Origin of the sequence: Rathayibacter sp. AY1F3 (assembly GCF_002931975.1) — a bacterium.
In the GTDB taxonomy this organism is placed as follows: domain Bacteria; phylum Actinomycetota; class Actinomycetes; order Actinomycetales; family Microbacteriaceae; genus Rathayibacter.
The window spans coordinates 37,986-63,246 of record NZ_PSVF01000003.1; the positions used below are offsets into that span (position 1 = coordinate 37,986).

Here is a 25,261-nt window from a genome sequence, read left to right on the forward strand (position 1 = left end):
AGCCTCGACGGGCTTGGCGCGGAACGTCGATCCGCGTGCGCGCGGCGGTCCCGCGCGTCAGCCGCGGGGGTGGGCCAGCAGCTCGTCCGCGCGGCGGGCGATGCCCGGCCAGCCGAAGTCCTCCGCCCGACGCCGCGACGCCGCAGCGACCTCCGCGCGCCGCCGGGGATCGCGCAGCGAGGCGATGAGGGCGGGGAGCTCCGCGAGGACGGCGTCCGCGACCTCCTCCTCCGTGCCCGGCGGGACGAGGACGGATCCGTCGACCACTCCGTCGGAGGTGCGCAGGATCTCGGGGAGGCCTCCGCGCTCGACCGTCACGACGGGGATCCCCCGCGAGAGCGCCTCCACCACCACCATCCCGAACGGCTCGTCCCAGCGGCAGGGGTAGAGCAGGAGCGCCGAGGAGCCGAACAGCTCCAGCAGGTCCTCGTGCCGGAGGAACGGGAGCCGGCGCACGGCGCCGGGCAGGGTGGCGACCGCCTCGTCGAGCGCTCGGACGTACGGGGTGGGCGTCGCGTCGTCCCCGAGGCCCGATGCGCCGGCGATGACCAGTCGCAGATCGGCGCCGTGCTCGGTCCGCATCCGCCTCACGATCTCGACCGCCTCGCGGGCTCCCTTCTCGGCCACCAGTCGCCCGGCGAAGACCGCCTCCGCAGTCCCGCCGAGCGGCGCCGGCGGGACCTCGGGCGGAGGGACGACCCCGTTGTACAGGACGGCCGTGGCGATCAGGCCGTACCGGTCGACCGCTCGGGCGCGCAGGAACTCGCTGCAGAAGATCCACTCGTCGACCGCGTCGAGGTAGCGCCGGGCCGCGGCGGGATCGGGCGGCAGGTGATCGAGCAGGTCGTTGTGCAGGTGCGCGACGATCCGCCCCCGGTAGCCCAGGCGGCGCAGGCGCACGGCGTAGCGGGGGCGGTTGTGGATCCAGACCGTCGGGACACGGCGCAGCGACGGAGCGAGCACCAGCAGCCAGAAGCGCCCGCCGAAGGACAGCCGGCGCAGCTCGGCGCCGGGGTCGCTGTCGCGCCGATGCGCCAGGAGGAGTGCCGCGCGCCGCTGGACCGCGTAGATCCGCCGGTACAGACGATGGGGCCTGACGTCCACGCCCGGTGACGCCGACGACCACGGCGCGTGCACGGCGATCCGGAGCGAGGACCGGGACACCGTCTCGCGGACCCAGGTCGCCACGGCTCCCCCGCTGCCGTCGAAGCGCTCCTCGGCGGCCAGCACCACGGCGACCTCGACCGGGGCGGCGGCGCCGGGCCGGAACCGGGCGGGCAGTCGTGACAGGACGAGCGATCGCGCCTCGGCGATGTCGCGCCCCGGCGCCAGGAGGGCGGTCGCTCCCAGCACGAGGCCAGCGAGCGCCAGCTCCACCGGGAGCAGCCGCAGGGGCGCGCCCTCGGGGAGGATGCGGAGCAGGAGCAGCACGATCGCCATCGGTGCGGCGAGCAGCGGCCCCGCCGCGCACGCGCGCAGGAACGCGCCGAGGCGCACTCCGAGCACCACCCGCAGCACGGCGCAGGTGACGGCGAAGCCGAGAGCGCTCGAGAGCAGCAGCCCGCCGATCAAGCCGTCGAGTCCGAACAGCACTCCCCCGCCGACGATCATCGGGACCGTGATCGCGGTCTTCACGATGTTCACGACCAGCCCGAACCGCACCCGGTCCATCGCCATCAGGATGAAGCCGACCGGATTGCCGATCGCCCGCACCGCGCCCACCACCGTCAGTGCGCTCGTCATGCCCGCGATCCAGCCCCAGCCGGGTCCGTAGAACAGTCGCACGATCTCCTCGGAGCGCAGCGCCACCAAGATCAGCGGCGGGATGCTCGCCATGCTGAGCACCGCGGTGACGCGGAGGTGGTTCCGCGCGACGCGCTCGCGGTCGTGCTGGATCGAGGAGAACACCGGGAACATCACTCGCGTCACGATCGGGTTGACCCTCGCGGGGAGGTTCACGGCGAGGTTGTATCCCAGGGTGTACCCGCCCAGCTGGGCCGGTCCGAGCAGGCGGCCGATCGCGAGCGAGCCGGCGTTCGACCCCAGGTAGTTGACGATGCCGTCGAGGGTCTGGAAGACGCCGAAGGAGAGGAAGCGGGCGGTCTCGCGGATCCGGAACCGGAACCGCAGCCGGAACCAGCGGCGGGCCTGCACGAGGGCGAGCACGGAGCGCAGAGCCGCGGTCGCGACGAGCCCCCACGCGTAGGAGAGCGCCCCCGCGCCCGAGACCGCGAGGCAGACCGTCACGGCGAAGCCGCCGACGAGAGCGATCGTCTCGGACACGGCGACCGCTCGGAACCGGATCCCCTTCTCGAGCACCGCTCTCGGCACCTGCCCGGCTGCGCTGCCCACGAACACGAGCGAGGCGACGGTGAGGACCGGCGCCGCGGCGGCGGACCCGAGCAGGGAGGCGATCGGTGCGGCACCCAGGAGGACGGCGACGGTGACCAGGAGCCCGACGGAGAGGTTGAGCCAGAAGACCGACGAGAGCTCGAAGCTGGTCGCCCGCCGGCGCTGGATGATCGCCTGGGCGACCCCCATGCCGAGGAAGATGTCGACGAACGCGTTGAGCAGGGCGACGATCGCGATGATCCCCATCTCGGAGGGGTCCAGCAGTCTCGCCAGGAGCGCGAACTGCCCGAGCTGCACGACGAGCGCGACGGCGAACGAGACCGCCGTCCAGGCGGTCGCGTCGACGGTGCTCCGGCGCAGGCTCACCTCTCCCGCCCGGCGGAGGCCGGACGGAGGCCCGGTCGCGGATCGTCGGCGCGGTGCTCGGCGCGGCTCATCCGCGATCTCCGTCCGTCGTCGTCGGCATCGATCGGCCGGCCGCCCGGTCGTAGAGGTCCTCGAGGTCGCGGATCCGCTCGGCGAGGTCGAACGAGGCGAGCACGCGCTCCCGCCCCTCCGCGCCCATCCGCTCCGCGCGGTCCGGGTCCCGGAGCAGGGCGGCGAGCGCCCCGGTCAGGCCCGGCACGTCCCCCTCCGGGACGAGCAGCCCGGTGACGCCGTCCTGGACCGCCTCCGGGACGCCGCCGTGGCGGTACGAGACGACAGGGACGCCTGCGAGCGCGGCCTCGAGGAAGACCATGCCGAAGCCCTCGGAGTCGCCTGTCGCCGCGGTCCGAGACGGTGCGCAGAAGACCGCGGCGCCGGCGAGGATGCGGGCGACCTCGGCGGGGGGCAGGGAGCCGGTGAAGGTCACCTGCAGGCCCAGCCGCGCCGCCTGCTCGACGAGCGCCTCCCGCAGGTGGCCGTCGCCGACGACGGTCAGGGGGACGTCGCGGATCGGTCCGGGGAGGGCGGCGACCGCCTCGAGCAGATCCGGAACGCCCTTCTTGTCGGTGAGGCGTCCGACGAAGACGATTCCCGCGCGCTCCGCAGCCGGTGCGGCCTCGGGGCGGGAGGTCGGAACGCCGATGTAGCCCACTCCGGTGCGCCGCGGGTCCGCCCCCAGGCGCAGGAGCCCGTCGGTGATGAAGCGGGACACGCCGATCACCGCGTGCGCGGTACGGAAGACGGTGCGGGCCTCGAGGGCGCGGTGAGCTCGGGCGAGGGGTCGGAGCAGGCGCGGAGCTCCGGTCGCGAGCGGCCAGCTGGTCACGTCGTAGCCGTGCCCCGTCACGACGAGCGGAAGGCGCCTCCTCCGTGCGTACCGGGCGATGGAGACGGCGTCGATGAGGAAGTGCGCATGGATGAGGGCGGGCCGGTGCTCATCGACGATCGCGTCGAGCCGTCGTGACACTCCGAGCCACCGCAGGAGGAGGGACCGCCGCCCGCGAGGGGTGATCGGATCGTGCAGGACGATGTCCGTGCGGTCGTGGAGGACGCCCGAGCCGGTGCGCTCGAGGCCCACTCCGAGGGCGCGCCAGCGCTCGAGTCCGTGCATCTGATTGCGGACGAACGTCTCGGAGTCCTGCAGCCACGCGCGCTTCCAGACCAGGACCAGCGGCCTCTCGCCGGCGACGCCGCCCGCGTGCTCAGCGGACGGCACGGCGCCCCCGGTAGCGGAGGGCCGCGACCACGCTCGGCAGCACCCGCACGGCGTCGCCCAGATAGCGCCGCCAGAGCCTGCCGGGCTCCCGGCTGAGCCGGTGCGCCCACTCGAGGCCGAGGCGCTGCACCACGAGCGGCGCCCGCGGGATCTCGCCGGCGAGGAAGTCCACGGCGGCGCCGACGCCGAGGCACACCGCTCCCGTGCCGCCGACGGCGAGCAGGCGCTCGCGGACCTCCTCCTGCTTGGGGGAGCCGAGGCAGAGCGCGACGATGCGGACGTCGGCCGTGCGCAGAGTCGAGGAGAGGCGGGCGAGGTAGGCGTCGTCCGCGAGCTCGGCCGGCTCCGGCGAGACGACGACCGGAACCTGGAGCCCGGCGAAGCGCTGCTGCAGCTCGGCGGCTGCGCGATCGCCGACTCCGGGGCGTCCGCCGATGAGAGCGATCGGCGCGCCCTCGAACGCCGCGCGGCGGCAGACCTCGGTGAAGAGGTCGATGCCCGTCACGCGGCTCGCCGTGCGGTGGCCGTACGAGCGGGCCAGCCAGACCAGAGGCGCCCCGTCGAGCACCACGAGGGACGCCCGGCCGTAGTACCGCCGGAACTCGCCGGAGTGCTTCCAGCGCACGAAGTGGTCGGTGTTCGGCGTGACGACCAGCTCGTCGCGGCCGCTCCGGGACAGCTCGAGCACGGCCTCCGCCGCCTCGTCGAGCGTGGTGATGCTGGCCGGCATCCGCTCGATGCGGCCGGTGATGTAGGAGGTCATGCCGGTGCTCCTCGGGGGTCGGTGCGGGAGGGAGGGAACGGAGCTGGTGTGCGGAAGGGGCCGGTCGCGGCCGCCTGCACGGGGACGGTCACGTCGTCCACCGGGTGCTCCTCCGATCGGAGAGCCGGCGGCGGGTGTCGTGCACGGCGTAGAGGATCCGGCTGAGCGCCGTGAAGGCGGCGGGGACGTGCTTGAGCACCAGCCCCAGGACGAGCAGCCGCGGCGTCCGCGCGGAGCGGAGCACACGGACGTGCCGCAGCGCCTCCGATCCGAGCCGGACTCCGGTCTCGACGAGCGCCGGGTCGGAGTTCTGGCGGATCGGGGTGAGTGCGACGGGGACGGCGTAGAACCAGGTCGTGAACCAGTCCGACAGCGGGCGCGGCACCTCCTCGAACGTGCGGGCGAGCGCCGCGCGCATCTCCTCGGCGCAGACCAGGAGGTTCCGGAGGTCCGGGTCGCGCCGACGGGTGATCGAGGACGCCGTGTGGACGTAGGAGTAGAGGACCTCCGGCACGAAGAGCACCCGTTCCGACGCCTGGACCGCCCGCAGCACGCCGACGAAGTCGGACTGGGAGCTCAAGCGCGGGAAGAGCTCCTCCTGCAGGACGGCGCGGCGGAAGAGCTTGTTCCAGAGGAAGCCGTGCAGGCGCCCGGACGCCATCCGCTCGAGAGCGAGTTCGGACGAGACCAGTTCGCGCCGGTCGAGACCGTCGATCACGCGTCCGGAGGTCGACTGCCGGGTGCGGTAGAGCGCCCGGCAGACGACGACGTCGGCCGCCGTCCGCTCGGCCTCGGCGGTGAGGGTCCGGAGGATCTCCGTGTCCCATTCGTCGTCGACGTCCACGAACCAGACGAACTCGGAGTCGATGCCGTCGAGGGCGCGGTTCCGGGCGGCAGCGACGCCGCCGTTCTGCTCGAGGAGCAGGACCCGGGCGTCCTCGCGTCCCTCGGCCCACTTCTCGAGCACCTCCGCCGTGCCGTCCGAGGACGCGTCGTCGACGAGGACGACCTGGATCCCCGGTCCGAGAGTGAGTGCGAGCCGCGCGAGGAAGCCGTCGAGCCGGGCGATCGCGTTGTAGCAGGGAGCCACGACGGTCACCGAGTGCACGCGCCCGCTCACCGTCGGCCCCCGAGCTCGCGGTAGGCGGCGACGACGGGGCCGAAGACGGCGTCGGGCGAGGCGGCCTCGTCCACCCACGCCTTCGCGCGGTCGGCCTGCATCAGGAGCCCCTCGGGTCGCTCCAGAGCGGCGGCGAGGAGCTCGGCGATCCGCTCCCCGTCGGCGTCGGCGGGGAGCAGGAGGCCCCGGCCGTCGGCGAGCAGCTCGCCCACACCGCCGACGTCGGTCGCCACGACCGGGCGACGGCGGGCCATCGCCTCCAGCATCACGAGCGGAGTCCCCTCCCACCGCGAGGTGGACAGGAGGAGGTGCGCCGTGTCCAGCGCTCCGGTCACGTCCGCCGACGGACCGGCGAAGTCGACCACTCCGGCTCCCCGGGCGCGCTCGCGCAGCACCGGCAGCATCGGACCGTCGCCGAGCCAGGTGCCGGTGACGGGGCGGACCCGGGCGAGGGCCTCGACGACCGCGAGGAAGCGGACCGGGTCCTTCTGCTCCGCGAGCCGCCCGATGCCGAGGACGCGGACGACCGGCTCGGCGAGTTCCGGCGCGAGCGCGGGCTCCGCGGTGACGTTCGCCGGGGCGTTGCCGGTGACCACGACGCGCTCCTGCGGGCGGCCGTAGCCCTCGACGACCATCCGCCCCACCGAGGCGGAGACGGCGAACACCCGCCGGGAGCGGAAGGAGAGCGCTCGCCTGTCGATCCCGGGCAGCTCGGTGTGCGCGTGCTCGACCACGGGGACACCGAGCGCGGCGCCGACGAGGAGGGCCAGCAGAGCCTCGCGGCGCTGGTGGGCGTGCAGGACGTGCGGGCGGAACCGGCGGACGGCGAGAGCGAGGCCGCGGAGATCGGCCGCGAAGCCCTGTCTCGGTCTCGGCACCACGAAGACGGGCGACTCCTGCGCGGCGCGGTCGCTGAGCGGCCCGGGACGCCCCCAGTAGGCGGTCTCGCAGCCGTGCTCGCGGCTCCACGCGCCCAGGGAGAGGGCCACACGCTGCGCTCCGCCGTCCTCGAAGGAGTCGAGGACGTGCAGGATCCGCAGGGATCGGGAACGGGCGGCCCTCATGAGAGCGCCCCGTCGGGAACCGCGCCCGGGAAGCGGACGTCGAGTTCGGCCAGGACGGCGTCGACGTCGCGGCCCATCGTCCCGCGGTCGACGTCGTAGTGATCGGCGAGGAGGTCGACGACCTCGTCCCGGGGCCGGCGCTGCCGGATCACGGCCTCGAAGACCGAGGCGGCGCTCAGCGAGAGCACGATCGGGGGCACCGACGGGCGGGACAGGTCGAGCACGTAGACCTGACGGTCCGTGCGCTCGACGGCGAAGCGCTGGGCCGGCGGCGCGCTGCCACCCTGCGCCTCGGCGGAGGCCTCCACCGGATGCACGGCGCTCGCCGCGGGATCGGACGAGGCCGGGAGGTCGCCCACCGGCGCCGTGGTCGCCGCGATCGCCTCGAACGAGGACGCCGGGCCCTGCTCCTCGCTGCGGCCGCTCAGCGCCACCCTGGCGAAACCGGTGAGGGCGGAGGGGAGGCCTCGGAGCGCCCGCAGGGTCCGCTCCCCCCGGAGCCGGAGCCGACGTCGGACCGTCGTCGCCTCGGGATGGCTCGCCTCGAGATCCGCGCGGGTGGGGAAGGCGGCTCTCAGCAGCAGGCCTCCCTTCAGGCGCCAGGGAGCGGACGCCACGGCGTGCAGCCAGTTGAAGGTGTGCCGGTCGGAGCTGCGGCGCACGTCCCAGAGAGTCTGGGCGTGCCGGTAGCGCTCCTCAGGCGCGGCGGGGACTCCCCAGGAGGTGAGGAGCTCCGTCATCGGCGTCTGCGCGCCGAGCTCGACGGCCGCGTCGCGGATCGCCTCGCGCTCCTCGCTCGGAAGGCCGGCGCCGTGCGCCTTCAGAACCGCCAGCGCCGTGGTCGCCGAGGCGGAGCGCGCGCTGCGCAGCTGGTGCAGGGCGTGCAGCACGAGGTGGTGCGCGCGCCCGGGAATCCGCAGGGTCTCGTCGCTCAGCGGCAGATCCTCGGCGGCCGCCCAGAGGCGGTCGAAGACGATCCGCTCCTCCTCGAAGGCACCCGGGAAGGAGCGGTGGACGTCGACGTCGCACGGCCACGAGGGGTGGACGAGCGTGATCGAGTGGTCGACGAAGAGGGTCCAGCTGAGAGCCTCGGCGCGGCGGCGCCAGCCCATCGAGGCGAGCAGCGCGAGAGCCTCGTCGAAGCGCTCGGGGTCGACCCAGAGGTCGACGTCGGCCGACGTCATCGGGGCGCGGATCCCCTGGCGGTGCAGACCCTCGCCCTTCACCACGAGGCTGCGGACGCCGTGCGTCCGCAGGGTGTACTGCACCAGCACGGCGGCCAGGCGCAGGGCGACGGCGTTCGGCAGCATCGCGTCGGCGGAGGCGCCGACAGCCGGGACCGGTTCAAGGGACACGGACGCGTCCCTCCGCGAGGGCGAGGATCTCCTCGGCCGCGACCAACCACGGGCGCTCCCGCGCGAGCTCGGCGGCCCCCCGGGAGAGAGCCGTCCACTCGCGTCGGAGCCGGTGGAGGGCGTCCTCGTACTCCTCGCGCGTCGCGTCGTCTGAGAGGACCACGCCCGCCCCCGCCGCGCAGAGATCGGCCAGGACGCTCGACTCGATCGCGAGGACCGGCAGCCCGCTCGCCAGCGCGTCGAGTCCGGCGGCCGCGCCGGTCGTCGACGGCGTCAGATGGGCGTACGCGTGGGAGTGGCGGAGCACCTCGACGACGCCGTCGCGGTCCTGCTCGCCGACGGAGCGCAGCCCCGATGCGAGGTCGTCGGCGATCCCGCCGCCGTCGTCGATCACGGTGACGTACTCGGTGCCGTCCAGCCGGGCGAGGAGATCGAGCCGCTCGGTGCCCCGGTCGAGACCGGAGGCTCCCACGGCGGCGAAGCGGAGGGGCCCGTCGGGGGCGGACGGCGTCGGGAACGACGCGTCCGGCAGGCCCAGGGGCACGACCGTTCCCGCGAGGGCTGACGCGAGCCGCTCCGTCGGGGTGACGACGACAGCACCGCGGCGCTCCTCCTCGAACCGGAGGCGCGGGAGTGCCGGGAGGTCGTCGGCCAGGAGGACGGTCGTCGGAGCGAGCCCGGCGAGCTCCACGGCCGTCCCCGGGAGAGCCACCACGAGGTCGGGCCGCTCCGAAGCGAGCAGTCGGCGGGCCCGGCGCGTGACGACGGCGAGCCCGACGAACCCGGTGCCCCTCCGGCGGGCGGGCTCGAGGAAGCGGGCGAGCACGCTGGGGCGCAGCTCCGCCCCGCTGAACCCCTCCGGGTCACCGGTCACCACGACCACGCGGTGCCCCTGGCGGCGCCAGGCGCGCTCGAGCGGAGCCGCGTGCCAGGCATCGAGGGCGACGATCCCGATGGTCAGCACGGGCGGACTCCCCCCGTCAGGGGGGATCGGCGGTAGGGACCGGAAGACGGCAGGAGCGCGGAGTCCCGCTGGTCGATGACCTCGTGCACAGGGCGGTACCTCTCTCCGTCGCGGCAGGCGGAGCCGCGGACGTCGGAGAAGTTATCCCCGTGCCCAGCGGCCTCCGAGTGGGAGGCGCGATACGGAGGCGGGGGCGGCGTGCGCGCCGCTCACGGAGTCGGATCGCGTCGGTAGCGGTCGCTCGACCGTCAGTCCCCGCCACGGGTTCCGCGCCCGCCGCACCGGCATGCGGAGGCACCGCGGCGCCGCCGATAGAGTCGGCTCCGTGACCCTCTCCCCGCAGATCTTCACGCTCCCCTCGGCGGTGCAGCGGACCCCCGCCGCCGCTCCTCACCCGGGGCTGCTCCGATGAGGGGCATCGTCCTCGCGGGTGGTTCGGGGTCGCGGTTGTGGCCGATCACCAAGGGCATCTCGAAGCAGCTGATGCCGATCTACGACAAGCCGATGATCTACTACCCGCTGTCGACGCTGATGATGGCCGGGATCGACGAGGTCCTCGTGATCACGACCCCCGAGTACAACGACCAGTTCCGCGCCCTGCTGGGCGACGGGTCGAGCCTGGGCATGCGGATCGAGTACGCCGTGCAGCCCTCCCCCGACGGGCTCGCGCAGGCGTTCCTGATCGGCGAGGAGTTCATCGGCGACGAGTCCGTCGCCCTGGTCCTGGGTGACAACATCTTCCACGGCACCGCCCTGGGCACCGCCCTCGCGGCGAACACCACGATCGAGGGCGCCGTCATCTTCGCCTACCAGGTCGCCGACCCGCGCGCCTACGGGGTCGTCGAGTTCGACGAGCACTTCCGAGCCGTCTCCATCGAGGAGAAGCCCGAGCAGCCGCGGAGCAACTACGCCGTGCCCGGCCTCTACTTCTACGACAACGACGTCGTGGCGATCGCGAAGACGATCACGCCCTCGGCCCGCGGCGAGCTCGAGATCTCGACGATCAACGAGCGCTACCTCGAGGCGGGGCGGCTGAACGTCCAGGTGCTCGATCGGGGAACGGCCTGGCTCGACACCGGGACCTTCGATTCCATGATCGAGGCGACCGAGTTCGTGCGCGTGATCGAGCAGAGGCAGGGGTTCAAGATCGGCTGCATCGAGGAGATCGCCTGGCGCAACTCCTGGATCGACGACGCCCGCCTCGCCGAGCTCGCCGCGCCGCTGGTCAAGAGCGGCTACGGCGCCTACCTCCACCGCCTGCTCAGCCTCGAAGGCGTGAACGCGGGCCGCTGAGCCCGGCCTCCCCCGACCTTCCCGACCTCCAGGAGAACCCGTGCGGATCCTCGTCACCGGCGGTGCCGGCTTCATCGGCAGCAACTTCGTCCACCTCACCCTGCGCGAGCGTCCCGACGCGCGGATCACCGTGCTCGACAAGCTCACCTACGCGGGCAGCCGCGACTCCCTCGCCCCCGTCGCCGACCGAGTGCGGCTGGTCGAGGGCGACGTCGCCGACGCCGAGCTGGTGGACCGGCTGGTCGCCGACGCGGATCTGGTGGTCCACTTCGCCGCGGAGTCGCACAACGACAACTCCCTGCACGACCCGACGCCCTTCCTCGCGACGAACGTCATCGGCACCTTCGCGCTCCTGCAGGCGGTGCGCGCGCACGACGTGCGGTACCACCACATCTCGACGGACGAGGTGTACGGCGACCTCGAGCTCGAGGACCCCGCGCGCTTCACCGAGCACACCCCCTACAACCCCTCCAGCCCCTACTCCTCGACCAAGGCCGCCAGCGACCTCCTCGTGCGCGCCTGGGTGCGCTCCTTCGGCGTGCGCGCCACGATCTCCAACTGCTCCAACAACTACGGCCCCTACCAGCACGTCGAGAAGTTCATCCCCCGCCAGATCACCAACGCCATCGACGGCATCCGCCCCAAGCTCTACGGCACCGGCGCCAACGTCCGCGACTGGATCCACGTCGACGACCACAACACCGGCGTCTGGGCCATCATCGACCGCGGCGAGATCGGCGAGACCTACCTCATCGGCGCCGACGGCGAGAAGAGCAACCTCGACGTCGTCACCCGCATCCTCACCGCCTTCGGACAACCCGAGGACGCCTTCGACCACGTCACCGACCGCGCCGGACACGACCTCCGCTACGCCATCGACTCCACCCGCCTGCGCACCGAACTCGACTGGCGCCCCCGCTACACCGACTTCGACGCCGGACTCGCCGCCACCATCGACTGGTACCGCGCCAACGAGGACTGGTGGCGCCCCGCAAAGGCCGCCACCGAGGAGAAGTACGCGGTGCGGACAGCGTGACCGGACCGTACTCGAGGTCGGCCGCTGCGCGGAACCGGGGACCAGTGGCCTCGGCCGGATCGCCCTGCCTCCGTCACCGGAATCCGCGCGCCGCCGGACTCCGGGGGACGGGGCGTGCCGCATGCTGATCGTCGCCGCCGCCCTCGCTCTGCTGTTCCTGGTCGTCACCTTCCCGCGGCGCGCCGTCGGCCTCCGCGGCTACGCCGTCGGCCTCTCGATCTTCGTCCTCGGCATCGGCGCGAGCACCTCCGCTCCGGACGCCGTCCGCTACGCCTCGACGGGCATCGCTGCGGTGTTCCTGATCCTGGCCTGGGCGTTCGGCGAGCGGACGCGGCCGAGGAAGCGCACGCGGCTCCTCCTGCTCGCCTGGTTCGTCTGGACGACCGGGGTGAGCCTCCTGATCTCCTCGAGCTCCCCGGCGACCGTCCTCGCCCTCATCGCGGTGCCGCTGCTGCTGTTCCCCGTCGTGTCCCGCCTCGGCGAGCAGGACCTGGTGCCGCTGCTGCGCTGGACGGCGCTCACCGTCCTCGTGCAGGTCGCCGTCGGCATCGCCGAGCTCACCGTCCTGCCCGAGCCGGTCTGGGGCTACCGCAACCTCACCACGGCGGGTCTTCCCGTCATCCGGTACAACCCGTTCCTCCCCGGCCTGATCCGGATCCAGGGCACGACCGGCCACCCGATCATCTTCTCGCTCATCGTGATGTTCGGCTTCTTCCTGATCCTCGCTCTCGGGTCGAAGCTGTCCCGAACGGTCCGGCTCGTCTCGCTCGCTGCTGCGGTCGCCGGCCTCGTCCTCTCGGGGACGCGCAGTGCGTTCGTCGCAGCGGCCATCGGCTTCGTCGTCTACCTCTTCTTCGCTCCCAACACCCGGACGCGGGTGAAGAACGTCCTTATCGTCATCGGGGCGGGAGTCGCGATCTTCCTCGGCGACTTCGGGCTCTCGGCCGTCGCGACTCAGGCGGCCACCTCGGACTCCTTCGGCCACCGCCTCGAAGGATGGGCGAGCGCGGATCAGCTCCTGCACCGCGGCTCTCCCACCGGAGCGATCGGCAGCGGCTTCTTCTCGGAGCTGAGCATCTTCGCGCAGGGCCTGCTGCAGCAGGACGGCTTCCTGGTCATCGACAACCACTTCATCTGGACGCTCGCGATCAGCGGTGGCATCGGGCTCGCCCTCATGGTGCTGGCGATGGGGGGCGCGTGGATCGGCTCCGACCGCCTCGGCCGGGCCCAGGTCGCCGTGATGCTCGCGATGGCCTTCTCCTTCGACCTGATGACGTGGGTCGTCTCAGTGAGCGTCTTCGTGATCTCGCTGACGCTGCCGCCGGACCTGATCGCGCTCGCCCGCCCGGCTCCGCCCCGCGAAGCGGAACCGCCTCCGACGCGGCGGGGGACGCCGAGTCCTCAGCGCGGAGGGGACCGCACCCGCGTGAGGACCCTCCCCCGCTCCTCGCGGTGACAGCACGCTCCCCCTTGCCCGACCAGACCGCACCAGACCAGCCGATCGGAGCTCACATGCCTGAGATCATCGACACCGAGACCTTCGTCATCGGCGATTCGACGAAGACGAACTCCCTGGGCCGTGCGCTGAGCATGGCGCTCACCGCGGCTGAGCTCGGACGCGTGCGGGTTCTCGCCTTCGAGGACGGGGAGCTCTGGGCCGGAGCGGGACAGTTCCCTGCGGAGGTCGTTCCTTTCGGGCGGAGAGATCTGGCGCGCATCGAGCGGGACGTCCGCGGGTCAGCGTCGGAGCGGAGGACCATCGTCTGGTTCTCGAAGGGGACGGACCCCCTGCCGCGTCTGGCTCGGCGCCTCTCCCGCATCCCGAACACCGTCGTGGTCGCGGATTTCGACGACGACGACGTCTCGATCATGGAGGCCTTCCGATCCGAGTCCCTCCTCAACCGGGCGAAGGCGAATCCGCTGCGCCGGAAGGCTCCGTCCCGGCTCCGCCGGAGCCAGGCCAGGATCGCGCGCGACGCCGGCCTCGTCACCTTCTCGAGCGCGGGACTCCGCGGGGTGTACGCCGAGCGCTTCGATCTCGGTGACGCGTCCGCGGTCATCCCCCACACCCGGGTGTCGACGACGCGAGATCGGCCGCGCGGGCCCTCCACCGACGGCCGTCTGACTCTGGGCTTCATCGGGACCGTCCGCAGCTACAAGGGCGCGGACACTCTGAACGCCCTGCTGCGGGCCGATCCGGACGTCGGCATCGTCACCTTCGCCCAGTCATGGACGCCGCCCTCCGATGTGGCGGCGCAGTGGGTCATGCGGCCTCCAACAACACCGCTGTCCGAGATCTACGCGGACGTGGACGTGCTCGTCCTCCCCATGGACATCCGCAGCCCGGCAGCGCTCTACCAGCTCCCCGCGAAGCTCGTGGACGCGGCCGTGTTCGGGACCGCCGTGGCGGCGACGCCGACCCCGCCGATCGAGGAGTTCGCAGCCGGAGCCTTCCTGCCGGTCACCGACTGGTCGGATCCCGTCGGCGTCCTCGCAGCGATCAGAACCGCCGACAAGGAGCAGCTGGGAGCAGCGCTCCAGGCGAGGTTCACCACTCTTCTCTCCCCCGAAGCAACAGCCGACACTCTCGACACCGCTGTCCAGAAGGCACTGATCAGAAAGAGCACCCACCGTGCATGAACGACCGGCAGCCGTCCAGGTCCCCCTTCTCTCCGTGAAGGTCACTCCGATGACCGCTGCGCGAGTCGCCGACCTCGTGTCGAGCGAGCCCTCCGGGCCGACGCTGATCCTCAACCACAATCTGCACAGCAGCTACCTCCACCTCAAGCACGCCTGGTTCCGCAGGTTCTACGAGCGCAGCGACATCGCGGTGATCGACGGGTGGCCCGTCCTGGCCCTGGCCTCCCTGAAGCGCCGGGTCACGACCGAGGAGCGCATCGGGTCGACCGATTGGATCCACGCGCTCTGGTCCGACACGCGCTCGCCCGGCCGCCGGGTCTTCATCCTCGGCGGCACCGAGGAGATCAACGCCGCGGCCGTCAGCGCCTGGAGCAGGGCGCGTGCCGTCGACGACGTGGCCGGGACGTCCGGGTACTTCGCACGGGAGGACGAGGAGTCGGTGGTCGACGCGATCCGCAGCCACGCGCCGACCCTCCTCATCGTCGGCCTCGGAATGCCGAAGCAGGAGCGATTCCTGGACGAGCACTGGGACGACCTCCCCGACGCGTACATCGCCACCGTGGGCGGGGCCGTCGACTACATCGCAGGCGCTGTCGAGCTGAGTCCGCGCTGGCTCGGCTCTGTCGGCCTGGAGTGGGCGTGGAGGTTCCTGCACGATCCGCGGCGCCTCTGCACCCGGTACTTCGTGGAGCCGTTCGCGCTGGCCGGACTGATCCTCCGCAACACGCTCCGCGGAGCGGGGACCCGATGAGCCTCACCACCCGCGACGTGACCACCGTCGTCCCGACCCTCGGCAGGCCTGCGCTCGCCCGCGCTCTGCAGTCGGTGCGCGGACAGACGGGCGCTGGAGGCCGGACGGTCGTCGTTCTCGACGACCCCTCCCGAGAGGACCACGTGCGGAGTCTCCTCGAGGACGAGGTCCTCCTGGTGACGGCGGGCAGAACCGGCGGGGCGAATGCCCGCAGCACCGGAGCCCGAGCGGCCGAGACCTCGCACGTCGCGTTCCTCGACGACGACGACTGGTGGGAGCCGGAGAAGCTCGCCCGCCAGGTGAAGGCGCTCTCCGAGTCCTCGGCCGATGTCTGCTACACCGCCACCTACTTCCACGAGTCGGGCGACGGCGTGCGCCGGCTGCCGACGCGAGAGCTCGCGGCGGGTCAGTCCGTCGCGTCCTATCTCGTCGCCCGTCCGAGCCTCAAGCACGGCACGGGGTACATCCAGACGAGCTCCCTGCTCGCGAGCAGGCGCCTCCTGGACGAGCACCCGTGGGACCCCTCGATGAAGAAGCACCAGGACTGGGACCTCGTCGCGCGGTGGGCTGCGGCCGACGCGCGGATGACCTACGTCCCCCTCGCTCTCGTGCACGTCCAGCAGGGTTCCGCCGCCTCGATCTCGAAGACGGCGGACTGGCGCGCGAGTGCCGCCTGGCTCGCCCGCCACGGCGACGCCCTCGACTCCCGCGCTTACGGAGACTTCGTCGCCACGCAGATGCTGCGGGGCGCCCTCAGCGCCCGCGATCCGCGCGGAGTCGCCGCCTCGGTCGCGGAGCTGTCCCGCCGCCGACCCCACGTCGCCGCGATGATCGTGGGTCTCCACGGTCTCGTGGAGAAGTAGATGCGGGGAGCCGCTCCGAACGGTCCGCGGCGCTCGAAGCCGATCCTGCGCCTCCTCGGTTTCGTCCTGATCCCTCTGATCAGCGCCCTGAGCCCGCTGATCGTCATCCCCTCCATCACCAGCTCCTTCGGAGCGACGGCGTGGGCGTCCGTCGCCGTCGCCCAGTCCATCGGGTCCGCCGCAGCGGTCGTCGTCGAACTCGGCTGGGGCCTGAACGGCCCCCAGCGGATCGCCCGGATGGGGCGGCGGGCTCGATCGCAGACCTATGCTCTGGCCACGGCGACGAAAGTCCTCGTCTTCCTGCCGCTGGTCGTCCCCGTGGTGATCGTCACCGGCCTGCTCGCGCCGGCGGATCCGGTCGCGGCCGCGTGGATCGCCGTCGCAATCGCACTGAGCACGCTGTCGCCGGCGTGGTTCTTCATCGGCGCAGGCCAGCCGCGGAACATCCTGCTTTTCGACGCCCTGCCCAGACTCGCCGCCAACGGGCTCACCGTGCTCCTGATCAGTGCCGCGGGAGCGCCGCTGGCGGTCTACCCGCTGCTACTCGCCGTCGGTACGATCGTGCCTCCGGTCCTCGGCTGGTCCGCTGCAGGGAGCCGACTCGGGTTCCTGCGCTCTCTGGGCCCGCGCCGGATCCTCCGTGCCGTCCGCGCGCAGAACGTCGCCCTCCAGGGACGACTGGCCAGCGCGGCCTACATCGCCCTGCCGGTGGCGATCGTCGGAGCGGCCTCGCCGGGAGCTCTCGTCGTCTTCTCCGCCGCGGAGCGGCTCCAGCGCCTGGTGCTGGCGCTGCTCGCCGCCTTTCCCAACGCGCTGCAGGCATGGGTCGGGGCGCCCGGATCCGATACCGACCGCTTCCGCCGCATCGCGCGCGCCGTCGGCGCCAACGCCGTCCTCGGGCTCGTCGCCGGAACCGGCTTCGCCTTCTTCGGGGGCTTCGCGTCGCAGATCCTGTTCAGCGGCGAGATCACCCTCCCGCTCCCCATCACCGCTCTCTGCGGAGGGGTCATCGCCATCACCTGCGTGTCGCGGGCTACCGGCGGTCTCGGCCTGGTCGCTCTCCGTCGCCTGAAGGCGCTGCGCAACAGCGCGCTCGTCGGAGCGGCGACGGGGCCGGTGCTCATCTGGCTGCTGTCCCGGACGTTCGGCGCGCCCGGGGGTCTGGCCGCCGAGGTCGTCACCGAGCTCACCGTCCTCATCGTCCAGATCGTCTTCCTGCTCCGCGCTCGGAAGCGCTGAGCCCGCACCCCGGAGCGGACGATCCGCGTCTCCTCCTACCCTTTCGAGGGTCACCGGCCTCGAGGCTTCGTCAGTCCGGCCCGATCGCTCCTCACCGTGGATACCGTCGCAAGCGCACCGCATCGGCAATCCCGGGAGGACGCGCCATCATGCTCGACGCCCCTGAAGCGACTCCCCTGCACGACCGCTCTCACCGACGGCCGAACCGGTCCTCCTCCTCGCGCCGGCGGTTCCTCCGCTTCGGCAAGGCGCTCGCGGTGTCCTCCGTCATCGCTCTTCTGGCCGTTCTCGGCGCGGTGTCACCGGCCGGCAGCGCAGCCGCCGCGGGCAGCGGCCCCACGGCCGCCGACGTCACGACGGCGCACCCGAGGCTCGAGCTCGACCAGCAGTCGGTCGTCGATCTGCGAGCGTCGGTGTCGTCCGATCCCGCCGTCACCGCCGTATGGAACCGCGTCCGCGCGGAGGCCGACCGGATGCTCACTGAACCGGTTCTGAAGCGGAGCTCTCCGGACGGCATCCGCATCCTGGAGACGTCGCAGACCCTCGTCCAGCGCGCCCGGACTCTGGGCATCAGCTATTTGGTGACCGGGTCCCCCGCCTACGCGGACCGGCTCTGGCTCGATCTCGACGCGGCATCGAAGTTCGCCGATTGGAATCCGGATCACTTCCTCGACACCGCCGAGATGACGCAGGGGATGGCCATCGGCTACGACTGGCTCTACGCCCGCTGGACACCCTCCCAGCGGAGCACACTGAGCTCCGCCATCCAACGGCTCGGCCTCCAGCCGTCCGTGCCCGTCTACTCCGCGCCGGCGAACACCTCCGGCCCCTATGCGTACGGCGGCAATTGGGCCGTCGTCACCAACAACTGGAACGTCGTGGCGAACGGAGGGATGATCGCCGGTGCAGTCGCGACGGCGCAGGACAATGCGGGCCTCTCCGATCGGATCCTCGGCTACGCGACCCCCAGTCTCCGCCGGGGCCTCGCGCAGTTCGGGCCCGACGGCGGGTACGCCGAGGGGCCGACGTACTGGGAGTACGCGACGCGGTATCTCGCCTCTGCGATGAGCACACTTGATGTCGCAACCGGGACGGACTGGGGCCTGGCAGCCTCGCCCGGCGTCAGCACGACGGGCTACTTCCCCGTGCAGATGCTCGGGGCGTCGAAGGAGATGTACGACTTCGGCGACAGCGACTCGACGCAGCTCAACCCGCCGTCGCAGCTGTACCTGGCGAAGAAGTTCGACAACGCCGACTTCCTCTCCGTCGGCGGCAAGCAGACCGGCAGCGATGTGCAGCGGCTCATCTGGTACCAAGCCGCCACGACCGCCGCGGCCGGCCCCGGGGCGTCGAGGGACTCCTTCTCCGCAGCAGCCGGCGTGAGCACGATGAGATCGTCCTGGGACGCGGACGGCACCTCCGTCGGCTTCCGCTCGGCCAGCAGCCCCACGAGCGGGCACCAGCACCAGGACTCCGGCTCCTTCATCCTCGACGCTCTGGGCGAGAGGTGGTCCTCCGACCTCGGACGGGACGACTACAGCCTCGCCGGCTACTTCGAGGGCGAGTCCCGGTGGACCTACTACCGGAACAGGCAGGAGGCGCACAGCACCCTCCTCGTCGACCCCTTCAGAAGCTCGACCGCCTACGCGACCGGGCGGTCGACGATGGTCCGCTCGGACGCCAACGCCTCCTCGTCGCTGGCGGTCAGCGACCTGTCCGCCCTTCTCCCGGGCGGCACCACCTGGCAGCGGGGCGTGAAGCTCTTCGACGGACGCGACCAGTTCCTCGTGCAGGACGAGGTCGAGCGGTCCGGCCCCGTCGAGGCGCTCTGGTCCATGAACACCGAGGCCCTGATCGACATCTCGGACGACGGCCGCAGCGCCACCCTCTACCGCGACGGCCAACGGATGCTGGCCCGCATCGTCACCGACGACTCCTTCCGGTTCTCCGTCATGGACGCCGCTCCCCTGGCCACCTCACCGCGACCGGCCGGTCAGAGCTCGAACCTCGCCGACAGGAAGCTGACCATCGCGGCCTCCGGGACCGACAGCGTCCGGATCGCCGTGCAGTTCTCCCCGCTCCACGGCGACGCCCCCGTGGCAGCGGCAGCCCCGGTCGTCGGCCTGTCATCGTGGTCACTGGATGCGGTCGGGACGAGCCGGGCCACCGGCGTGACGGTGGGCGGCACCCCCCTCCCGTCCTTCGCGGGCGACGACGTCGCCTACACAGCAGCAGTCGACCCGACCGGCCCGGTGCCCGTGGTCGCCGCGCAGGCCGCGGCCGGATCGGTCGTCACCTCGACCTCGCCCGCCGCCGTTCCCGGCTGGGCCTCGACCACCATCACAGAGCCCGGCAGGACTCCGACCACCTACCGCGTCCTCCTCACACCGGGGCCGATCCGGATCGAGAGCGCGGTCGCCTCCCGGACGACGGCGGGGTCACCGGAGGTGACCTTCGACGGGACCGAGGGAGCGTACTGGTCCACGTGGGGCGACAACTCGATCACGTGGCAGCTCGCGCGCGCCACGGCGGTCGAGCGCCTCGACCTCTCCTGGGTCGCCAACTCCAGTCGACTGTCGAAGTTCGATCTCCTCAGCTCCCCCGACGGCCGGACGTGGACCGCTCGTACCTCCGGGTCCTACCTCGGGACCGGCGGATGGGCCTCCGTCGCTGCGGCGATGCCCTCCGATACCCGGTTCGTCCGCCTGGTCGGTCACGGGGACGGCACGAAGGACGTCTGGACGGCGCTGCGGGAGGTCAGGATCTACAGCTTCACCGAGGACGCGCACGTGCACGTGCCGGACAAGAGCCTCTCGTTCGCGACGGCCGCGATCTCCGCGTCCGAGGTGCAGGCCGGCGCAACGGCCGCGGCCTCGGCGACGGGTACCGGGCCGGACGGGCGGACGCTCCCCGCGTCCTCGGTGAGGCTCACCTGGGGCTCCTCCGATCCCGCCGTCGCCTCCGTCGACCGGTCGGGTTCGGTCACCGGGCGCACCGCGGGGACCGCCATGATCGGCGTGCTCGTCGAATCGGGCGGCGTCATCCGCTCGGCGAGCGTTCCGGTGACGGTGGTCGACAGGACGAAGGTCCGTCTCTACCCGACCGCCGACTCCTACGTCCAGGGCGGAGCATCAGCGGGCACCAACTACGGCGCCATCACCGGAATGCTCGTCAAGACCAGCGCCTCCACCACCACCGACCAGAGCTACACCCGCGTCGGCTACCTCCGCTTCGACCTCAGCGCCCTCCAGGGCCGCACCGTCACCGGCGCCACCCTCACCACCACCGCCGCCATCACCGACAACGGATCCCCCGTCCTCCTCGACTTCCACGACACCCCCACCACCTGGACCGAGAAGGGACTCACCTTCACCAACCGCCCCGCCCTCGGCCCCATCCTCGGCAGCACCCTCGTCGACACCACCAAGACCACCCGCACCACCGACCTCACCGACGCCCTCGCCGCCAAAGCCGCAGCCTCCACCCCCACCCTCTCCCTCGGCATCGACCAAGCCCACCTCCCCCCGGGAACAGCAGGCAGCGTCGTCCGCATCGAGACCCGCGAATCCACCACCACCCCCTACCTCGACATCACCTTCGGCGACTGAGATCGGACGGCCCGGGCGGCCAGGCCGGAGCTCCGCGACGCGTCAGCGCACCGCCACCGTCGCGCGGTCGCGGCCGGTGAGGTCGCGCTGCGTGGTCGCTCCGCGCCAGCCGTCGGCGGTGAGCAGGGCGCGGATCTCGGCGCCCTGCAGCTCGCCGTGCTCCATCACCAGCACTCCCCCGGAGCGGAGCAGCCGGAGGGCGGTCGCCGAGAGCGAGCGGACGACGTCCAGGCCGTCCTCGCCTCCGTAGAGAGCCGAGGGCGGGTCGAACAGGCGCACCTCCGGGTCGCGCGGGACGGCGGCGGCCGGGATGTAGGGCGGGTTGGAGACGACGACGGAGACGGTGCCGTCCAGCTCGGGAAGCGCCCGGGCGAGGTCGTCGAAGACGATGCGGGCGTTCTCGAGCCCGAGCCGCTCGCGGTTGCCACGGGCCCAGATGAACGCCTCGGGAGCGTTCTCCACGCCGATCACGCGCGCGTGCGGCACCTCGTGCGCGAGCGCGAGCGCCAGGGCTCCGCTGCCCGTGCCGAGGTCGACGGCGATCGGCTCCGGGTCGACGACCGCGCGGAGCGCGTCGATCGCGATCTGCGCGACGCCCTCGGTCTCCGGGCGCGGGACGAACACGCCGGGTCCGACCGCGAGCTCGAGCGAGCGGAACGGTGCGATCCCGGTGATGTGCTGCAGGGGCTCGCGAGCCGACCGGCGCTCGATCGCGCTCGCGAACGCCGCGGCGTGCTCCTCGTCGACGCTCAACCCCGTGATGAGGCGCGCCTGCAGCCGGCCGCGGCCGAGCCCGAGCAGGTGCCCGAGAAGCAGCTCCGCATCGACGTCCGGCGTGGGGACACGGGCGGCGGCGAGGCGGGCGACCGCGTCCGCGAGGAGGGTGCGCGCGTCGACACCGGTGGTCACGAGGGTCACGCCTCCTCGGAGCCGATGTCGGCCAGGCGGGCCTCCTCGTCGGCCTGGATGGCGCTCTCCACCACCGGGTCGAGCGCGCCGTTCATCACGCCGTCGAGGTTGTACGCCTTGTAGCCGGTGCGGTGGTCCGCGATGCGGTTCTCGGGGAAGTTGTAGGTCCGGATGCGCTCGGAGCGGTCCATCGTGCGGATCTGCGTCTTGCGCGCGTCCGAGGCCGCCGCGGCGATCTCCTCCTGCTGGCGGGCCAGGATGCGAGCGCGGAGCACGCGCATGCCCGCCTCGCGGTTCTGCAGCTGGCTCTTCTCGTTCTGCATCGACACGACGATGCCGGTCGGGAGGTGGGTGATCCGCACGGCGGAGTCGGTCGTGTTGACGGACTGCCCGCCGGGACCGGAGGAGCGGTAGACGTCGATCTTCAGGTCGTTCTGGTTGATCGCGACCTCCTCGGGCGCGTCCACCTCGGGGAACACGAGCACGCCCGTGGTCGAGGTGTGGATCCGCCCCTGCGACTCGGTCACGGGGACGCGCTGCACCCGGTGCACGCCGCCCTCGTACTTGAGGTGCGCCCACACGCCCTGCGAGGGATCGGTGGCGTTGCTCTTGATCGCGACCTGCACGTTCTTGTAGCCGCCGAGGTCGGACTCGTCGCGGTCGAGGATCTCCGTCTTCCAGCCCTTCGCCTCGGCGTAGTGCAGGTACATCCGGAGGAGGTCGGCCGCGAACAGCGCGCTCTCGGCTCCGCCCTCGCCGCCCTTGATCTCCATGATGACGTCGCGGCCGTCGTCGGGGTCGCGCGGGATGAGCAGGCGCCGCAGCTTCTCCTGCGCCACCCGCAGCGACTCCTCCAGCTCGGGGACCTCCTCCGCGAAGGCCTCGTCCTCGCGGGCGAGCTCGCGCGCGGCCTCGAGGTCCTCGCCGGCCTGGATCCAGGCGGAGTGGGCCGCCTTGATCTGGCTCAGCTCCGCGTAGCGCCGGTTGACCTTCTTGGCGCGGGCGGCATCGGCGTGGAGTGCCGGGTCGGAGAGCTGCGTCTGCAGGTCCTCGTGCTCGGCGAGGAGGACGCTGACGGATTCGAACATGGGGTCCTGGCTTCCGGAGGTGGTCGGGGTCGGGCTCATCGCCCGGGGACGCGAAAACGTCCGCGGCCGCCCCCGGTGACAGGGGCGACCGCGGACGTCGGGGCGCTAGTGGTGGCCGTTGCCGTGGCCGGCGGTGGCTGGGCCGACGGCCGACTTCGAGACCTGCATGAGGAACTCGACGTTGGACGAGGTCTCCTTCAGGCGCGACAGGATGATCTCCAGCGCCTGCTGCTGGTCGAGCCCGGCGAGGGCGCGGCGCAGCTTCCAGGTGATCTTGACCTCGTCGGCGCTGAGCAGCATCTCCTCGCGGCGCGTGCCGGAGGCGTTCACGTCGACGGCGGGGAAGATCCGCTTGTCGGCGAGGTGACGGGAGAGGCGGAGCTCCATGTTGCCGGTGCCCTTGAACTCCTCGAAGATCACCTCGTCCATCTTCGAGCCGGTCTCGATGAGCGCCGTCGCGAGGATGGTGAGCGAGCCGCCGTTCTCGATGTTGCGCGCCGCTCCGAAGAACTTCTTCGGCGGGTACAGCGCCGAGGCGTCCACGCCGCCCGAGAGCACGCGGCCCGAGGGAGGAGCGGTCACGTTGTAGGCGCGGCCGAGACGGGTGATGGAGTCGAGCAGCACGACCACGTCGTGGCCCAGCTCGACCAGGCGCTTGGCGCGCTCGATCGCGAGCTCGGCGACGGTCGTGTGGTCCTCGGCCGGGCGGTCGAAGGTGGAGGCGACGACCTCGCCGCGCACGGTGCGCTGCATGTCGGTGACCTCCTCCGGACGCTCGTCGACCAGGACGACCATCAGGTGGACCTCGGGGTTGTTCTGCACGATCGCGTTGGCGATCTGCTGCAGGACGATGGTCTTGCCGGCCTTGGGCGGCGCGACGATCAGGCCGCGCTGTCCCTTGCCGATCGGGGCGACCAGGTCGATGATCCGCTGGGTCAGCTTGCCGGGCTCGGTCTCGAGGCGCAGGCGCTCGGTCGGGTAGAGCGGCGTGAGCTTCTGGAACTCGACGCGCGCAGCGGCCTCCTCGACGGTCTGGCCGTTGATCGAGTCGACGCGGACGATCGCGTTGTACTTCTGGCGGCCGCCGCCCTCGCCCTCGCGGGGCTGGCGGATGGCGCCGACGACCGCGTCGCCCTTGCGCAGGTTGTACTTCTTGACCTGGCCGAGGGAGACGTAGACGTCGCTGACGCCGGGCAGGTACCCGGTGGTGCGCACGAAGGCGTAGTTGTCGAGGACGTCGAGGATGCCGGCGACCGGGATGAGGACGTCGTCCTCGCCGATCTCGGGCTCGAAGTCGTCGCCGATCGCTCCGCCGCGGCGCTTGCGGTCGCGGTAGCGGCTGCGGCGGCCGTCCTCGCCCTCGGCCTGCTGGCCGTTCTGGGGCTGTCCGGAGCCGTTCTGCTGAGGAGCCTGCTGGCCCTCGGACTGCGCGGCGCGCGCGCCCTGACCGTTCTGCGGCTGGGACTGCGCGGCGGGGCTCTGCTGAGCGTCGTTCTGGCGGTCGTCCCCGCGGTTGCGGTTCCGGTTGCGGCGGTTGCGACCGCGGCCGGTGCCCTGCTGGTCGCCGTTCTGCTGCTGGTCGCCGCCCTGCTGCTCCTGCTGGTCGCCGGAGTCGGAGGAGTCGGCGTCGTTCTCGGCGGGCGCCTGCTCGGCCTGCTCGCTCTGCTCGGAGGCGCCCCCGCGGCTGCGGCGGCGTCCGCGGCGCTCGCGCTGGCCGCCCTCGCGGGAGGAGTCGTCCGACTCCGGCCCGTTGGGCAGCTCGATGTCGATGACGGGCTTCGCAGCCTGGTCGGCGTCGCGGTCCTGCTCGATGACGGGGAGGTCGGGGATCAGCGACTCGACGCCGGTCCCGCCGGGGATGTTGAGGTGCTCGCCGGCGGCGACGGTGCCGCTGGAGGCGCGGCGCGAGCTGCGTCGGCGGGGCGCGCGCTCGGCGGGCTCGGCGACCGGCTCGGCCGCCGCGGGGAGCTCGAGCTCGACGGGGGCCGACTCGGCGGCCGTCGCGGAGGGCTCGTCGACGGTGGGCGCGGCCTGCTCGAGGACGTCGGCCGTGTCGGCCTCGGTGCTCTCGACGGGTGTCGGCAGCTCCGCCGGCGCCTCGGGCTGCGGAGCGGACTGCTCGGCCACATCGGCCGGCTCGGCCTCGACGCCGGTGGCGTCGACGTCCGGGGCGACCGCTGCGTCGTCCGGACCGACCGCGTCGGCGATCGCGTCGGGCACGTCCTCGGCGGAGGCGGCGCGCAGGTCCGAGATGGCCTGGACCAGCTCGCCCTTGCGGAGCTTGGAGGCGCCGCCGAGGCCGAGCCGCGTCGCGAGAGCCTGGAGCTCGGCGACGCGCAGACCGGAGAGGTCGGCGGTGAGGTCCACGGCCGAGCCGTGGGTGTTGACGTCTGTCACTGGAGAGGGTTCCTTCCCCCCGGGAACGAGTGCTCACCGGGAGAGCTCATCGACCGTGCGGTGCCATCGCGTGTTCTGATCCACGCGATGCTCTCGGCCGCCGGGACCGACTGCCGCAGAGAGCGAGGAGAGGGCCCGGAGACCAGGCGCCGGTCTGCAAGAGGAGCAGGGGCGCCC

General features: G+C 72.3%; 18 protein-coding genes. 8 read left to right on the forward strand and 10 right to left on the reverse strand.

From position 1 onward, the window contains the following. Window positions 1–57: 57 nt before the first annotated feature. The 7 genes from C5C39_RS03060 to C5C39_RS03090 all read right to left on the reverse strand — a co-directional run bounded on the left by C5C39_RS03060 (window position 58) and on the right by C5C39_RS03090 (window position 9,260). Window positions 58–2,718 carry an MOP flippase family protein gene (locus C5C39_RS03060; protein WP_104352650.1) on the reverse strand — a complete coding sequence of 887 codons (2,661 nt, stop codon included), beginning with the start codon at window positions 2,716–2,718 and terminating at the stop codon, window positions 58–60. A gap of 67 nt (window positions 2,719–2,785) precedes the next feature. Next, complete coding sequence (locus C5C39_RS03065) at window positions 2,786–3,994, reverse strand: glycosyltransferase (RefSeq protein ID WP_104249581.1); 1,209 nt, start codon at window positions 3,992–3,994, stop codon at window positions 2,786–2,788. After that, window positions 3,981–4,757 carry a WecB/TagA/CpsF family glycosyltransferase gene (locus C5C39_RS03070; protein ID WP_104352651.1) on the reverse strand — a complete coding sequence of 259 codons (777 nt, stop codon included), beginning with the start codon at window positions 4,755–4,757 and terminating at the stop codon, window positions 3,981–3,983. Before C5C39_RS03070 ends, C5C39_RS03065 begins: the two co-directional genes overlap by 14 nt. An 88-nt stretch (window positions 4,758–4,845) precedes the next feature. Beyond that, a complete protein-coding gene (locus tag C5C39_RS03075; RefSeq protein WP_181136305.1) occupies window positions 4,846–5,877 on the reverse strand; it encodes a glycosyltransferase family 2 protein in 1,032 nt (343 codons plus the stop codon). Next, window positions 5,874–6,941, reverse strand: a complete 1,068-nt coding sequence (locus tag C5C39_RS03080; protein WP_104352653.1) for a glycosyltransferase family 4 protein — start codon at window positions 6,939–6,941, stop codon at window positions 5,874–5,876. The genes C5C39_RS03075 and C5C39_RS03080 overlap by 4 nt, the downstream gene beginning before the upstream one ends. Continuing rightward, a complete protein-coding gene (locus C5C39_RS03085) occupies window positions 6,938–8,296 on the reverse strand; it encodes a PqqD family peptide modification chaperone (protein ID WP_104352654.1) in 1,359 nt (452 codons plus the stop codon). The genes C5C39_RS03080 and C5C39_RS03085 overlap by 4 nt, the downstream gene beginning before the upstream one ends. Continuing rightward, on the reverse strand, window positions 8,286–9,260 hold the full coding sequence (locus C5C39_RS03090; RefSeq protein WP_104352655.1) for a hypothetical protein: 975 nt from the start codon (window positions 9,258–9,260) through the stop codon (window positions 8,286–8,288). The genes C5C39_RS03085 and C5C39_RS03090 overlap by 11 nt, the downstream gene beginning before the upstream one ends. A 408-nt stretch (window positions 9,261–9,668) precedes the next feature. Here C5C39_RS03090 and rfbA point away from each other — a divergent pair, with 408 nt between their 5' ends. The 8 genes from rfbA to C5C39_RS03130 all read left to right on the forward strand — a co-directional run bounded on the left by rfbA (window position 9,669) and on the right by C5C39_RS03130 (window position 20,690). After that, entirely contained in the window at window positions 9,669–10,553 is an 885-nt protein-coding gene (gene rfbA / locus C5C39_RS03095) for a glucose-1-phosphate thymidylyltransferase RfbA (RefSeq protein WP_104223010.1), read from the forward strand. Window positions 10,554–10,593: 40 nt separating this feature from the next. Beyond that, the gene (gene rfbB, locus C5C39_RS03100) at window positions 10,594–11,589 is read left to right on the forward strand and encodes a dTDP-glucose 4,6-dehydratase (protein ID WP_104283969.1); all 996 of its coding nucleotides are present in this window, start codon (window positions 10,594–10,596) and stop codon (window positions 11,587–11,589) included. A gap of 121 nt (window positions 11,590–11,710) precedes the next feature. After that, window positions 11,711–13,045 carry an O-antigen ligase gene (locus tag C5C39_RS03105; RefSeq protein ID WP_104352656.1) on the forward strand — a complete coding sequence of 445 codons (1,335 nt, stop codon included), beginning with the start codon at window positions 11,711–11,713 and terminating at the stop codon, window positions 13,043–13,045. Window positions 13,046–13,101: 56 nt separating this feature from the next. Beyond that, entirely contained in the window at window positions 13,102–14,229 is a 1,128-nt protein-coding gene (locus tag C5C39_RS03110; RefSeq protein WP_104352657.1) for a hypothetical protein, read from the forward strand. 49 nt (window positions 14,230–14,278) lie between these two features. Further along, window positions 14,279–14,980, forward strand: a complete 702-nt coding sequence (locus C5C39_RS03115; RefSeq protein WP_146083591.1) for a WecB/TagA/CpsF family glycosyltransferase — start codon at window positions 14,279–14,281, stop codon at window positions 14,978–14,980. Next, a complete protein-coding gene (locus tag C5C39_RS03120) occupies window positions 14,977–15,843 on the forward strand; it encodes a glycosyltransferase family 2 protein (protein WP_104352658.1) in 867 nt (288 codons plus the stop codon). Before C5C39_RS03115 ends, C5C39_RS03120 begins: the two co-directional genes overlap by 4 nt. Further along, window positions 15,844–17,082: a hypothetical protein gene (locus C5C39_RS03125; RefSeq protein WP_104255067.1), complete on the forward strand. Its 1,239-nt coding sequence runs from the start codon at window positions 15,844–15,846 to the stop codon at window positions 17,080–17,082. Window positions 17,083–17,231: 149 nt separating this feature from the next. Then, window positions 17,232–20,690: a DNRLRE domain-containing protein gene (locus C5C39_RS03130; RefSeq protein WP_104352659.1), complete on the forward strand. Its 3,459-nt coding sequence runs from the start codon at window positions 17,232–17,234 to the stop codon at window positions 20,688–20,690. 42 nt (window positions 20,691–20,732) lie between these two features. On the opposite strand, the gene prmC is transcribed toward C5C39_RS03130, so the two are convergent. The 3 genes from prmC to rho form a co-directional block, all read right to left on the reverse strand. After that, a complete protein-coding gene (gene prmC, locus C5C39_RS03135) occupies window positions 20,733–21,608 on the reverse strand; it encodes a peptide chain release factor N(5)-glutamine methyltransferase (RefSeq protein ID WP_104237567.1) in 876 nt (291 codons plus the stop codon). Continuing rightward, window positions 21,605–22,687, reverse strand: coding sequence for a peptide chain release factor 1 (gene prfA / locus C5C39_RS03140; RefSeq protein WP_104232724.1), 1,083 nt, complete (start codon window positions 22,685–22,687; stop codon window positions 21,605–21,607). The genes prmC and prfA overlap by 4 nt, the downstream gene beginning before the upstream one ends. Window positions 22,688–22,792: 105 nt before the next feature. Further along, window positions 22,793–25,084, reverse strand: coding sequence for a transcription termination factor Rho (rho, locus tag C5C39_RS03145; RefSeq protein WP_104352660.1), 2,292 nt, complete (start codon window positions 25,082–25,084; stop codon window positions 22,793–22,795). Between the last annotated feature and the right edge of the window lie 177 nt (window positions 25,085–25,261).